The sequence below is a fragment of the Stutzerimonas stutzeri genome (assembly GCF_000219605.1).
In the GTDB taxonomy this organism is placed as follows: Bacteria; Pseudomonadota; Gammaproteobacteria; order Pseudomonadales; family Pseudomonadaceae; genus Stutzerimonas; species Stutzerimonas stutzeri.
The window spans coordinates 3,699,456-3,713,045 of the sequence record NC_015740.1 but is presented as its reverse complement, the minus strand read 5'-3'; the positions used below and the strand labels follow the sequence as shown (position 1 = coordinate 3,713,045).

The following is a 13,590-nucleotide window of genomic DNA, read 5'->3' as shown; positions in this document are numbered from 1 at the left end:
CAGGAGAACACAGGGTGATCAGTATGGAAATGATGGGCAAAATTCGCCGGATGTATTTCCGCGACAAGCTGTCGCTGCATGAGATAGCCAAGCGCACCGGGTTGGCGCGCAACACGATTCGCAAGTGGGTCAGAGCACCTGAGGCCAAGCCGCCGGTCTACCAACGCCGCGCGATCTTCAACAAACTCAGCCCTTTTCACGCCACGCTGGAGCAGGCGCTAAAAGCCGATTCGCTGCGCCCCAAGCAACAGCGGCGCAGTGCCAAGGCGCTGTTGGCGCAAATCAAAGCCGATGGTTATGACGGTGGCTACAGCCAGCTCACCGCGTTTATCCGTGCCTGGCGAGGGGGACAGGACAAGGCGTCGCAGGCCTTTGTGCCACTGACCTTTGCTCTTGGCGAGGCGTTTCAGTTTGACTGGAGCGAGGAAGGCTTGCTGGTCGGCGGCATTTACCGGCGTATGCAGGTGGCACATCTGAAGCTGTGTGCCAGCCGTGCGTTCTGGCTTGTGGCGTATCCGAGCCAGGGCCATGAGATGTTATTTGACGCCCATACACGCTCGTTCGGCGCCTTGGGCGGCGTGCCGCGCCGGGGCATCTACGACAACATGAAGACCGCCGTCGACAAGGTCAATAAGGGCAAAGGCCGGGCGGTGAATGCACGCTTTGCGGTGATGTGCGCGCATTACCTGCTTGATCCGGACTTCTGCAACGTCGCCGCTGGTTGGGAAAAGGGCATCGTTGAAAAGAACGTGCAAGACAGCCGCAGGCGTATCTGGCTAGACGCCCAGGACTGCCAGTTTCACTCCTTCGAGGAACTCAATGCCTGGCTGGGCCAGCGCTGCCGCGCGCTTTGGAACGAGCTGACGCACCCTCAATACAGCGGTCTGAGTGTGGCCGAAGTGCTGGAGTTGGAGCACGCTGAACTGATGCCTGTGCCAGCGCCATTCGACGGTTACGTCGAGCGGCCTGCGCGGGTCTCCAGCACCTGCCTGGTCAGCGTCGGGCGCAACCGCTACTCGGTGCCGTGTGAGTACGCGGGTAAGTGGGTCAGCAGCCGTTTGTATCCGACGCGAATCGAGGTGGTGGCTGACGACGCGCTGATCGCCAGCCATGTCCGCTTGCTGGATCGCGACCAGGTCAGCTATGACTGGCAGCACTACCTCCCGCTGATCGAACGCAAGCCCGGTGCGCTGCGCAACGGCGCGCCCTTTGCTGATCTGCCGGCGCCGCTGCGTCAGCTTAAGCACGGTCTGGGGCGTCATGCCGGCGGTGACCGGATCATGGCGCAAGTTCTGGCTGCCGTACCAGTCGCCGGGCTCGATGCGGTGCTGGTGGCTGTTGAGCTGGTACTGGAAAGCGGCAGCCTGAGCGCCGAACACATCCTCAATGTCGTGGCGCGCCTGGCCGCGACCGAACCACCACCCAGCGTCGAAACCCACTTGTCGCTCAAGGAAGCCCCCGTCGCTAACACGGCGCGCTACGACCGCCTGCGTGGCCAGGCCGAGGAGGTCGGTCATGCGTGATTTGATGGCGGAACTCAAGGAGCTGCGCCTGCACGGCATGGCCACGGCCTGGGCGGAGTTAACTGCTCAGGGTGAGTCGAACACAGCCTCGTCCAAGTGGCTGCTCGAACACCTGCTGGAACAAGAGCACACAGATCGCGCCATGCGCTCGGTGAGCCACCAGATGAACATGGCCAAGCTGCCGATGCACCGCGATCTGGCCGGCTTCGACTTCAGCGCCTCCAGCGCCGACGCTCGCTTGATCAGCGAGCTGGCCAACCTGAGCTTTACCGACACCGCGCAGAACGTGGTGCTGATCGGTGGCCCAGGCACCGGCAAAACCCACCTAGCCACCGCGCTGGCCGTGTCCGGCATCACCCGGCACGGTAAGCGCGTGCGCTTCTACTCCACGGTCGATCTGGTCAATCTGCTGGAGCGCGAAAAACACGACGGCAAAGCCGGGCGGATCGCCCAGGCACTGCTGCGCATGGATCTGGTCATCCTCGACGAACTGGGTTATCTGCCGTTCAGCCAGGCTGGCGGTGCGTTGCTGTTTCACCTGCTGTCCAAGCTGTACGAACACACCAGCGTGGTGATCACCACCAACCTGAGCTTCGCCGAATGGTCGAGCGTGTTCGGCGACGCCAAGATGACCACCGCCCTGCTGGATCGGCTGACCCACCACTGCCACATCGTCGAAACCGGTAACGAGTCCTATCGCCTGCAACACAGTAGCTTGGCGGCCCAGGCCAAGATCAAATCACGGGAGCGAAAGCGTAAGGGCGGCCAGGAACCGGAGGACGATGAGTCGTTCTGATTTCATGGCGACGACGGCCTGCTACATGGCTGCGTGTGGCAGGTCTTAAACAACTGAACTGGGCTAGCGAAGGAGTGGGGGCAACAGCAGCTGCGCTGGTAGACTTATCCACAGTTGCTGGTAACAAAATCAGCAATCCGCCCTGGGTCAAATTTCAATCGGCAGGGTGGGTCAATTTTCCATCAGCGCCAACACTCTGCCGCCATTCTCAATTCCGTGGCTTTGGTTTGGCACCACTCGGTAAAGAGCGGCTGAATGGTGTTGCGCAGATACCGGCCGGAAAAAAGTGCATCCCAAAAACTGATTTGGTCGATTTTGGCGTGCAGCTCGCCCTGCAGCTGCCGCGACTCGACTTCGAGGCGCTGCTGTGTTGTCTGCGTCCAGCGGTCCTTCCAACTCAGAATCAGTCGGCGGGCTTCTATCTTTTCCAGTCTGTCCATACAACGCTCCAATCCTTGGTGTCTGGCTAGCGCAGCCGAATACGTTTGCCTTGTTGAATCTGTGCATCTAGCTCTGCTTTCAAGGCGCTGAGGAAACGATCCACGTCGGCCTGGGCCTCAAGGTAGACGCCATTACCCAGCTTGTTGAAAACGCTGGTGGCCGCAATTTCGACCACTGGCTTGGGTGGGGCGACAGGCTTGACCGGAACGGGAGGCGGCGTGCGCTCTTCCTTGACCTGGTTGCTACCTTGGGCCGCTTGCTGCGCGGCTTTTTCAGCTTGCTGCTGCAGCTTTTGCTGGCGATCCACCTCGGCTTGAATGGCGCGCTCCAGCTCGAAGATGCCGTCTTGCAGGCGCTCTTCGGCGGTTTGGCTTTCCAGTTGGTAAATGTGGGCCAGGCTGGTTTCAGTCTCGGCTTCGGCTTTAAGCAGCTGCAGTGGGCGCAGTAGGCGATTGCTTAGCTCAGCGCTTTCGATGCCGCTCTTGGCGATTTCGGCCTGCAGCAGGGCGATCTTCTGGTCTATCGCTGCCAGCGCCTGCTCGCGCTGTTCGGTGAGGATGCTGACGTTGACTGTCTCAACGGTTTCTACCAAACCAGAGATTTTGTGCAGCTGGTTGTATGGGCTGGCATGGCTTTCGATGGCCTGAAGTTCGGCCATTGCCTTGCGGGCACTGTCATTCTTCTCCAGGGCGTTGCGGTTTTTTTCGAAGCGACGCAGGGCCTGTTGCAGCTGCTGCCAGCTGTGCAACTGGTTGGTGAAAAATTCGTTGAGGTCGCGGTAATCCTCTTCGAGGTCGAGGTAGTCGTTCTGGTTGTCGACCACCTCCTTGAAGAAGTCGACGCTATCGCTGTTGCCCAGCAGACGCTGTAGGGTCAGCAGAGACTTCTCGATTGTGCTTTTGCCTGGGAAGCGACCGACATCAACCTTGCTCTTGTAACTCTTGAGTTCGGAGAGCCAGGTTTCCAGGCGGCTGCGGTAGAAGGCATAGAGCTCTTTCTCACCGGCCGGGCCTAGGGCGTTGAACAGATCCTGACTGAGATTGCGGGCTTTCTTGAGCAATACCTCATCGGTCTGGCGCTTTTTCTGCACCGAGATTTCCCGACGCTTGCGGCTGTTGGTCAGGTATTCGAAAGCATCCGGCAATGCGAGGCTGGGGCCAGCAACATGGAAGGAAATCCGCCCGGCGGCAGCGAGGCGGCCGATCAACAGGAGGATTTCGCCATCAGGCCAGCCGAACGGACGCTTGTTGAAGCGCTCGACGATGTCTGACACGAGCAGGCGGTCATTACCGGAGGCACGCAGGGTGATGAATTGCTCGACCTCTTTGATGGCTTGGGCGTTGCCGTCTTCCCCATCCAGGGTTAGGCCAAGCTGGGCGATGTCATCACTGTGCAGTACGGCATGCAGTTCGCGCTCGGGCTCCTGTTGCAAGACGCGCAGGTAGCCAAGCTTGTTGTAAGTGTTCTCCAGTAGGTATTGGCAGGCTTCGTCGAAGCGGGTCTGGATATTGTTGCCGCTGAGTTTGAGGTGCTGGCCGAGAGCGTAAATTTCAGCACGCTCCAGCAGCGCTTCGAGCATCAGACGCAGGCGTTTTTTACGCTCCTGGTTCTCACGGCCACGGTCGGACAGGATGCGGCTGAGATCCGGCTGATTGTCATCGTTGTTGAGGCGAATAAATTTGTTGGTTTTGAGCCAAATGCGCAGCTCGCCGAACAGCTCGCTGCTGTCGGGGAGTTTGAACAGTGCGAGGCCAGCTGGGGCTTCGTTGCTCTTGTTGAGGCAACCGGCTTCACCATACAGCGCGTAGTCCGGATCTAGCGGAGAGATAACCTCGACGCGAAGATCCTGCTCGTAGCGGCCTTCCAGGCTATGGCCGTCGAGGAAGCGGCCGATGCTGTAGTCGGTCTTGGTCAGGTTGTAGCGGAACTTGTTCTTGTCCTTGAGCAGGTCCTTGTAGATCAGCTCGGCCAGTGCCTTGTTCTCGTCCGAGGAGGCGATTTCGGTGGCCTTGATCTTGCGGGTGATGTCGCGCTCTTCGTTGGTGAGGAAGACGAACTCGTCACCGTTGCGGATGACCAGGTTTTCCTTTTCCAGGCGCTGCAGGGTGCCTTCAAGCCGGCGACGCAGGGCAAGCTTGTCGGTGTCGACCTCTTCGATGGACAGGGTGACCAGGTTGTCGAGCGTGCCTTTGATCAAATCGACATAGCGAATCATGAACAGGGTGCGCAGGATCTGTACGTCGAAGTCATCGAGTACTTCACTTTCACTGGCCTGGTCGATGGTGCGCTTGACGGCGGTGTCGAGGAAGCCTTCCACCGCACGGTAAAAACTGTACATGGGCACCAACGCGCCCAAGGGTTTGTCCTTGAGTGACAGGGCGGCCATCTGGAAGGCATCGAGCATGGAACGTTCGCCATAGGCCAGGTGCGCCCCGGTGGCACCGACCTTGCGAATTTCCTCGAAGACTTTTTGCACCAGTTGGAAGTGGTAAGGCGCAAACGGGTAGTTGGCGACAAAGCTGTCTGGGCCGTCGTAATTCTTCAGCGTTGGGCCAGAGCGGTCGAAGGTGATCTGGTTGCGCAGGATGTCGCCCTTTTGCTCCCAGAGCGCGCGCAGTTCCGCCTCGGCAGCTTCTGTTTTGCGTAGCAGACGTTTCTGGATGACTTCGTCGGTGTTGGAGCTGGAAAGCGACAGGCGAGTTTTGAAGCGCCCGGCAATCTTGGAAAAGTCATTGGCTTTGGTGGCGGACAGCTCGCCGAGCACGGCATCCATATCGGCCTGGGAGGTGACGATGATCCAGGCGCGGCCTTTGCAGATGGTGCCGAGATTTTCGGTAATGGTTTGCAGGGTAAGCATCAGGCGGGTGTCGCTGCCGATGAACTGGCCCACTTCGTCGACCAGGAACAGCACACGGTGCTTGGCAGGCTGAGTATCGAGGTATTCCTTCACCCAGTTGCAGAAGTTTTCCACCGACACGCTGAAGGTTTGCTCTGAGGCTTCAAACCACTTGTGCGCGGCTTCGGCAGAGAGGCCTAAAGCGCTGGCGAGCGCCTTTTCGATATCGTCCTGGTAGAACTGGTAACCGTCACGCTCATCGACCCACTCCAGGCCTGTGGCTGCGTTGAAGGCTTGCTTGAACTGCTCATACACGCCGCGCTGAGTGAGGTGGCGCTCCATGTGGGCGATGTGCGGGTGGTCACCGCTGAAGCCCTGATGTTCGTTGAATACGCGCAGAAAGACGTTGAGGATTGGGTTGCCTGCGTCGTTGGAGCTGGCCTTGCTGTCGATGTTGAACAGGATGACATCGGCGCTGTTGGCGACAGCCTTGTCGATGTCGGCGCGGATCATGGCGTCGCGCACTTTGTTCTGGTCGAAGAAGGCAACGGCGCGCTTGCTGTTGCCCTTTGCATCATGGGCTTCAATGTTGGCCAGCAGGTAAGACAGCGTTTTCAGGAAGTGCGACTTACCTGAACCAAAAAAACCGCTGATCCATACGCCCACTCGGTTGGCGATGGAGGGATCGCTGAGGTCGGTGCTGTAGGACTCGAAGAAGCTGCGGAAGTGTTTTTCCAGCTCGTTGGTCACGACGTATTCGTCGAGCTCCTGGTGCACGGTGGCGTCGTCTGCCTGGTCCGCCTTGACCACACCGTTAATCGGGCGGTCGAGTTCCTTGAAGAAGATTTCTTTAATGCTCACGGCCATCATCCTTATTGATCAGGGCACCAGCTTGAATGCGCGGTAGTAGTTGTTGCTGGTAATGCGGTTGAACAGAGCCAACGACTGGCCTGAGTAGTGCCCCGGGTAGAACAGTACCAGCGGCTTATGGCCGAGCAGGGCATGCAGTTTGTTGAGCAGGTTGTGGGCGCGGAGCACCGGCCATACAGAGCCCACGCCTGTAATGAGCACAACATCGTGTTCCGTGGCGCGGTAATGCTCCATCAGGTAGGGCGCGAACTTGTCCATGTGCAGCGGGCCGGCAAGCGCTTTGAGCAGTGCCAAGTCGCCCTTGGTGGTCTGCATCTGGATGGCTTTGCCAGTGAAGTTACGCTGGTCCAGATAGTCCTTCATGGCTTGCAGCAGGTTGATGTTCACAACCTTCAGCTGACTGTGCTTTTTATCCAGAAAGCTTTTGAGGAAGTCGAGGTATTGGCGCACCTGCAGCTCATCCTCGGGGTCATAGTCGAAGATCCAGAAACCGATCTCGTTGCCAAGCCCTTGGCTTTTGAGAAACTCCTCGGTGAGGATTTTTTCTGGGATCTGGTTCAGCCGATCCTGTAGCTGCTGGTTCATGCATTCATTCCTTGGTACTGCCTGTCAGAGGGTGCTGCTGGACACTTCCAGGCAGGCTTTGATGCGGTGGCGGTAGCTCTCATCCAGCAAGGTGCGAACCTCTGGGCGGACCAGTAAGGACTGCAACTGCATGCTGCGCGTACTTTTGAGTAGCTTGACCTCGGCCAGCATGCGATAGATGACTTGGCCCATTTTCTTGCGGCTGGATTCCGTCCAGGTCTCGATGGCAGGGTCGCGATGGCTGCGCTCTTCGAGGAAATCATGCCAATGCCAGGGTTCGAGATGTTCTGCCTTGGTCAGATAGGCATCACGCAGGACGGTTTCGATGAACTCCACCAGCAGCAGGTTGCGCTCCAGCGCCGCGCAGAAGGCGACCTGAGTAGCGAGTTCGTCATCACCATCACGTAGGGCTCGCCAGAAAGGCTGATCCAGGCGCTCCAGGCGTTTACGCAATGCCTGGGCAACGCGCTTGGCTGAGGCCGGGGAGCGTTTCTGCAGGCGATTGTGCTGCTGTATTTCTTCCGCCCACTGCTCTGGGGAAGCCTGTTGCAGCAGTAGATCCGCGATGACTCTGCATTCACGTACTTGCAGAGAACCGCCGATGAGGTCGGAGTCGTAGCTGAACGTCTGCATGATCAAGCGACTTCACTGCCGAACAAGTAAGGTAAAAGCTGCTCACGATCTTCGGGGGACAGCTGTATTGGATGTTCTGCGCCCCGAGAACACTGCTCGTCAGTGATTGCGGCCTGGTAACGCTGCAGCGTGTAGTGGGCCAGAGCTTTTCTGACGGTAATGGGGAGTTGCCCATCTGTCATGGCGTAGTCGCGAGCGATCATGGCTTGCTGAGCTTCGCTTAGGCGCTGGTTGGGGATGATGTGCAGGGTGGTCTGCTCATTCCAGGCGGTGTCAGGCTCGCTGGGCGGAGCATGTTCATCGCTAGGCTGAGGTGTGCCGCTAATGCGCGAGAGCAGGAAGTCCCGGAAGCTCTGGTTCTTGTGACACCAGGCCCTGACATGCCAGCGAAAGCCACTGTAAATAAGGGTGTGAGGCGACATGATTCGCTCATGCGGTTCGGGATTGCGCATCGAACTGTAGGCGATTTTCAGACTGGCTCTGTTGCGACAGGCCCTTACCAATTCACGTACAACATCGGGCCTGACGGCTCGCTCAGGCAGTTGGACTGCCACTACCCCTGGTTGGGATTCCAGCACCAGATTCATTGGCTGAGAACCGTTACTGCTCAGCAGATCCAGGTACTCGTTGATATGCCCCGAGGAAAGCACTGGTTGGAATCCGTTGGCTGGGATGTAGCCCTTGATGGACGGGCTATGCAACAGGGCCTGGGGGTTGAGTTCGTTGTTGTAGCGGTTGATGTCGGCCGAGGCTTGCTGCCGAGTGATACCGAACCATTCCATGAGCTGAGCGGTAATCAGGCGGCCTTCCCAGAGGGCAATCAGCTCGATGGCACGATAACGAGTGAGCGTCTGGTGTTTGAGAGGTGGCATGGATCCGGCCTGGGCATTTGCGTAGCTGGATTCTGGGTGGCTGCGGCGCGGGTGTAAATAGTTACCGTAAAGTTTTTTGCATGTTTGTCCGGGGCAAGTATTAAATAACGATTAAAAGACGATTAGCAGGTATCGGTTTTTTGACCTTATGCCTTGTAGGTGCTGGTTCTTGGTACAGACAAGAAAACCTGCGACAACGGTATTTGCTACCTGCAGAAACGGCTGCGAAAACCCGTCATAACGGTATCGTTACCCGCTATGACGGTAAGGTTTACCCGCTGTAACGGTACGGTTTTGGCGTTTTGAGAGGTGGCGCTGTTGCGCGGGGCTCGGGCGCTTATCAACCCTGACCAACTCGCCGTCGATCTGATACGTAAATTTTTGGCCGTGCTCGGCGCTGGCTAGAGTTAGCTTGTCCAGAGCTCGGCGGAGTAACTGGAGAAATTTGCCCGGGCTAAGAGTTTTGCTGCCCGAAAGTTTTTGCAGTGTGTCGATGCGCACCGGGTAGGGGGCTGCATGGGTTGAATAATATCCGTGCAGCCACTGCGCCAGGGGGCTCCCGCTCAGCATGCCTCTGACCCCCCAGTGAATCAGGGTGTACTGGTCACTGGCGAATAGCTTGATGATGCTGGGGTTGAGGCTCAGGGCAAGCGGTTTATTGCCGTCGAGGCCATCAGTCTTAGTGAGGTTGCCCTCATATACACACGAGGCAGTACGGATCGACAGCTCGCAGCTGCTGAGGCGCAGCAGTCTGTGTTTCAGGCTAGCTCTGCTAGGGCCCGTGTCCGTGATGTCCAGACCTTTTAGCAGGGCGTATATGCTCGTGTGGAGCTCCTGATCCAGGGGGTGATTGCGCAGCAGGTGTAGCTGCGCAGCCCAAAGGTCTAGGTCGCTCTGATCGAGCTGTTCTCCGCTGAAGGTCAGTGCAATACCAGCCTGCGAGTTGATCGTAGCTCCATCCAGTATGGCTCGTTGGCCCTTGCCTATCACTGCAAACAAAGCCGAGCGCAGGACTGCGTTGGGTAACGCTCGATATGCCTCACTCCAATGGGGCAGGCGAGCTACCTGGACATGAAGCGCGGCTGAAGTTGCGGCGCGGGCCTTGGACTCAAGTTGGCGCGCCTTGATGAGCGCCCCCATCAACCCTGATCCCGCTTCTCAATCTGAGCCCGGAGCCATGCCTCAATTTCGGCGACGATGTAGTAACACGTTGCTTGCCGATGTGCCCCATCCTTGATCGGTTTGGGGAAAGTTGCGTCCTTTTTGCGCAGTTTGTCCAGTCCAGATCTCGACAGATCGAGATGCTCAATCAGGCTGGATTGGCGGATCAATGTTTTCTGCGTGTCTAGATGCATCTGAGCGTCTCCTGGGTGATGACGCTCGCTAAGTTATGCATCTCGATGTGCCCGCACACTACTGTCGGGGTGCATGGCAGTAGCTGTTTCTAGCTGTCGAATTTGCTGATGGATGGAGCTTTGTAGCTGCGAAGCCAGTTCCGTTCTTGCTCGTCTAGGCCGTGGCACCTGAATGTGCAGGTTGGTAGTTCAATGGTGCAGGGCAGTGTCCATAGCTCATTTGGAGTCCAGATCGGCTCTCTTGCATTCTTGCTAGTCAGCTGTGGTGCAAGTTTGCCGAGCTCCTTTCCCAGACTCAGTTGCTGTAGATACGAATCCGGGCTGATGGGCGTGGCGAGGTTTGCGGTCGACTGGACATGGATTTGGAGAGCTGCCCAGAAATGGGCTACGGTCATGTAGGCTGACCATGCTCGCCGGATAGATCTCTCTCCGGGGGCTATTCTGCCTCCTAACGAGTTTCGGGCCTCCTGGAAATACTGGGTTCCTAAGTGGATTGCTTTGTTGACGCTGGCATCTTCGCCACTGGCAGTCAGCTTGATCAGATTTAGAAGGATCTCGCCGGCAACCGATCCCCGTATGGCGAGACTTTCCATGGCATCCGTTCCTGCAGAGGTAGGGCTTTCGAGCAGATCCTTGAGCACCTCGACGGGGACTGATTCAAGCCCATCATCGTTCGCACAGCGGAGCGTGTACTCGGCCATTTTTCGTGCGAGATATGCGTTTCTCAGTTTTTCGTCTGCGGGGTGCAGCATGTATGCCGTAACTTCGAACGGAAGAAAGGCTGCTTCATAAGGTGCATGGAATTTCATCACTGGCATGCAGTATCGCTCACTCTCTGGTGCGGTTTGCTTCGATGAGTAGACCGGCGTTGGCGCTCACGCGCGCTTGATCTTCACCACGTTGCCAGCGGCCAGTCTGTCAAGATGATCGGCATACCACTGCATCATGATTTTGCGTTGCTCTAGGTAAGTGCTTTTGTCGTAGACGCCTCGGACGCCTTCTTTTACATGCGAGAGCTGAGCTTCAACGTGCTGTGAGTCGAAGCCATTCTCGTTGAGGATGGTGCTGGCCAGATGGCGGAAACCATGGCCTGTCTGCCGACCTTCGTAACCCAGGCGACGCAAGGCCATCAGAAAAACGGTGTTGCTACGTGGCTTGGTTGTGTCGCTGCGCCCGGGGAAAAGAAGCTGGTAGTTCCCTGTGATGTTGTGTAGATCTCGAAGCAGTGCAATAGCTTGGCTGGGCAAAGGTATAAGGTGTTCGCGGCGACGCTTCATGCGTTCAGCGGGAATCAGCCATAACCCGGCATCCAGATCGAACTCCTGCCAGCGTGCTTCGCGTAGCTCCGAGGGGCGGCAGGCAAGCATCGTGAGTAGCTGCAGGCCAAGACGCACGTCTGTTGCGTGAGGGTAGGAGCGGATGGCCCTCAGCAGTGCGGGCAGTTCATCTAGGGATACATGGGCGAAATTTTCGACAGGCTTGGTCAGAAGGAACTTATGCAAGCCTTCGAGCGGGTTGTGGGTGGCGCGTCCGGTAACCCTGGCGAGATCGTAGACTTCTCTGCACATGCCGCGAACGCGACTCGTCTGCTCGACGATGCCTGTCTCTTCCATGGCTCGCAGGAAATTCATCCATTCCATCGGCAGAATGCTGGTGAACGGCCGTTTACCGAACACGGGGAAAACGTGCTTTTCCAGTGCTCCGATGGTTCGGACAGCAGTTCCTTCTGTCCAGGTCTTGCATTTGGCGCTGTACCACTCGCGCGCCAGGCGCTCGAAGGTGTTGTTGGCTGCCTCTAGCTCGGCTGCTTTCTGGGCTTGTTTGGTTGCCAGAACGCTACCGCCTTTCGCCGTGTTGTCGCGTAGTTCGCGAACTTTGCGGCGAGCCTGTTCGCCGGTCAGTTGGTGGTCGCCAGTGCCGTAACCGCCAAGACCTAGCCATGACCACTTGCCATCCGCCTTTTTGTAGCGCAGCTGCCAAGACTTCGAGCCGTCCGGCTTAACGCGAAAGTACAGGCCGTCACCGTCCAGTTCCCGGTATTCCTTTGGTTCAGGCTCCAGGCTGGCAAGTACGGTATCGGCCAGCGGGCGCCGCTTGATCTGGCTGCGCTTCACTCGTGTATCCCCTCGGTTCACTTTTTGTCAAAGGATACACGGCGGGATACACGGTGGGCAATTGTATAGGGGCGCGTTCAGGGACATGCAGATACAAGAAAGCCCGCACGGGGCGGGCTTTTCAGGGTGTTTCCGGTCATGTGGGAACATGTGGAAACTTACATTTGGTGGAGCCGGGGGGATTTGAATCCAAAGACACAAATGCCCAGCTCAAATCAGCGTTTCAGGCGCTTGGCCTCGGAAAACTGATTTGTAGGATTTCACTCAGTCGTTGAGCAGTATAGGAACCTTGAGCCTTCCGTCAAGAGCGCATCCAAATCGATTTTCACTTCAAAGGCTTAGCGCGGTACAGGGAGGGTTTTTTGCGTTCAAATCCTTTCTGGGGAGTTGAACTGACTGGATTGATCAAGGCGTTTTGGTTCAGGTGGTTGCCCCGATCAGTCCTCTAAACGCTTTGCTCATGACGTCATGCGACAGGCAGGGCAGCCAGTTCTGCCTGGTTGCCTGCTCAATCATCCGTAACATTCTGCACTTTTCCGAAGGTATCCCAGTGTCCGACCAGTTCATCAACGCGGTCTGGAGTGCGTTCAGTTTTGCTCAGCACTAGGCACCGCGTTGAGCCAACGTATTCCTCGACTAGATAAAGGGAGTCACCAACATCTACACCGAGCTCTTGGAGGACCTCATCGGGAATGCGAATGGCGCCATCACCATCCCAATCCTCGATCACGACTTTTAGCGTTTTCATGTAAATACCTTGCTCCAATTTCGGCTTGCCAGTGACTGGCAGGCTTCTCGCGTACCGCCAAAGCATCTCCGAGATACTGTCTGCATGTCGGCTTCAGTGACATAAGTGATGCTGTTCCCATCCTGGTCAATCAGCACGCCCCCTGCGCCAATTAGCAGCGCATGACCTGCAGCCACATCGTGTGCTGAAACCGGCACAAGCGATACGCCTGCATCCCCATCACCTGCTGCGACTCGTGCCAACCGATAGGCGATGCTGGGCATCGCCACAAAGCAACCTGGTGAGCACAATTCAGAATTGATTTCGGGCTTGTTCGTTGCCGCAGTGCTGACCATAACTCTGCTGTCTTGATTCCATTCTTTTTGGGTGAGTGTCGCTTTAATGGGGCTCCCATTGCGAAGCACACACGGTGCCCCTTTTGCCCATGCGACGCAGTCGGAATCACCATCCAGCAAAACAGGTGCATAGACCACGCCAAGCACCGGTTGGGCATCCTCAAGCAAGCCGACAGATATTGCAGAGCCTTTGTGGCCTTTCAGGAAGTCTGCAGTCCCATCATTGGGGTCAACAACCCAGCAATACCTGGCTCCTGTGAGCCTATGGCCTGTTTCCTCACCCCAGAAATCACAGTCGAGCAGCTGCAGTAACCGCGGCTTTAGCAGTGATTCAATTTCAACATCGACATCTGCTTTATCGCCTGAGCCGCGAGGTCCTTCTGGGCGCTGCCATTCAGTAATGAGCAGCAGGCCAGCGTCTTCGACTAGTTGGACGACCTGTGCAAGAAGGCTTTCGTAATCCATAGGGCTTAATATTGAGT

13 protein-coding genes are annotated in these 13,590 nt (G+C 57.2%); 2 read left to right on the top strand and 11 right to left on the bottom strand.

What is annotated here, in order from left to right; genetic code table 11:
* Nucleotides 1-23: 23 nt before the first annotated feature.
* Both istA and istB read left to right on the top strand, forming a co-directional pair.
* Nucleotides 24-1,523 carry an IS21-like element ISPst3 family transposase gene (gene istA, locus PSTAB_RS17110; protein ID WP_148263437.1) on the top strand — a complete coding sequence of 500 codons (1,500 nt, stop codon included), beginning with the start codon at nt 24-26 and terminating at the stop codon, nt 1,521-1,523.
* The gene (gene istB / locus PSTAB_RS17105; protein WP_013983152.1) at nt 1,516-2,319 is read left to right on the top strand and encodes an IS21-like element ISPst3 family helper ATPase IstB; all 804 of its coding nucleotides are present in this window, start codon (nt 1,516-1,518) and stop codon (nt 2,317-2,319) included. The genes istA and istB overlap by 8 nt, the downstream gene beginning before the upstream one ends.
* 182 nt (nt 2,320-2,501) lie before the next feature.
* Here istB and PSTAB_RS17100 read toward each other — a convergent pair whose 3' ends face one another.
* The 11 genes from PSTAB_RS17100 to PSTAB_RS21425 all read right to left on the bottom strand — a co-directional run bounded on the left by PSTAB_RS17100 (nt 2,502) and on the right by PSTAB_RS21425 (nt 13,573).
* Nucleotides 2,502-2,759: a hypothetical protein gene (locus PSTAB_RS17100; protein ID WP_013983937.1), complete on the bottom strand. Its 258-nt coding sequence runs from the start codon at nt 2,757-2,759 to the stop codon at nt 2,502-2,504.
* 26 nt (nt 2,760-2,785) lie between these two features.
* Nucleotides 2,786-6,463: a BREX system P-loop protein BrxC gene (gene brxC, locus PSTAB_RS17095; protein ID WP_232244016.1), complete on the bottom strand. Its 3,678-nt coding sequence runs from the start codon at nt 6,461-6,463 to the stop codon at nt 2,786-2,788.
* Nucleotides 6,464-6,475: 12 nt separating this feature from the next.
* Nucleotides 6,476-7,051, bottom strand: coding sequence for a DUF1788 domain-containing protein (locus tag PSTAB_RS17090; RefSeq protein WP_013983935.1), 576 nt, complete (start codon nt 7,049-7,051; stop codon nt 6,476-6,478).
* Nucleotides 7,052-7,075: 24 nt separating this feature from the next.
* Nucleotides 7,076-7,684, bottom strand: coding sequence for a DUF1819 family protein (locus PSTAB_RS17085; RefSeq protein ID WP_232244015.1), 609 nt, complete (start codon nt 7,682-7,684; stop codon nt 7,076-7,078).
* A 2-nt stretch (nt 7,685-7,686) separates the two neighbouring features.
* Nucleotides 7,687-8,556 (bottom strand): WYL domain-containing transcriptional regulator, encoded by an 870-nt coding sequence (locus PSTAB_RS17080; RefSeq protein WP_013983933.1) that lies wholly within the window; start codon nt 8,554-8,556, stop codon nt 7,687-7,689.
* A gap of 249 nt (nt 8,557-8,805) precedes the next feature.
* Complete coding sequence (trfA, locus tag PSTAB_RS17075; RefSeq protein WP_049790870.1) at nt 8,806-9,696, bottom strand: plasmid replication initiator TrfA; 891 nt, start codon at nt 9,694-9,696, stop codon at nt 8,806-8,808.
* Nucleotides 9,696-9,911 carry a helix-turn-helix transcriptional regulator gene (locus PSTAB_RS17070; protein WP_003283618.1) on the bottom strand — a complete coding sequence of 72 codons (216 nt, stop codon included), beginning with the start codon at nt 9,909-9,911 and terminating at the stop codon, nt 9,696-9,698. Before PSTAB_RS17070 ends, trfA begins: the two co-directional genes overlap by 1 nt.
* An 89-nt stretch (nt 9,912-10,000) precedes the next feature.
* Nucleotides 10,001-10,729, bottom strand: a complete 729-nt coding sequence (locus tag PSTAB_RS17065; protein WP_148263425.1) for a hypothetical protein — start codon at nt 10,727-10,729, stop codon at nt 10,001-10,003.
* Between the two features lie 57 nt (nt 10,730-10,786).
* Nucleotides 10,787-12,025 carry a tyrosine-type recombinase/integrase gene (locus tag PSTAB_RS17060; protein WP_003280843.1) on the bottom strand — a complete coding sequence of 413 codons (1,239 nt, stop codon included), beginning with the start codon at nt 12,023-12,025 and terminating at the stop codon, nt 10,787-10,789.
* Between the two features lie 508 nt (nt 12,026-12,533).
* Complete coding sequence (locus tag PSTAB_RS17055; protein ID WP_041476652.1) at nt 12,534-12,773, bottom strand: AbrB/MazE/SpoVT family DNA-binding domain-containing protein; 240 nt, start codon at nt 12,771-12,773, stop codon at nt 12,534-12,536.
* The gene (locus PSTAB_RS21425; RefSeq protein ID WP_041476671.1) at nt 12,770-13,573 is read right to left on the bottom strand and encodes an inositol monophosphatase family protein; all 804 of its coding nucleotides are present in this window, start codon (nt 13,571-13,573) and stop codon (nt 12,770-12,772) included. The genes PSTAB_RS17055 and PSTAB_RS21425 overlap by 4 nt, the downstream gene beginning before the upstream one ends.
* Between the last annotated feature and the right edge of the window lie 17 nt (nt 13,574-13,590).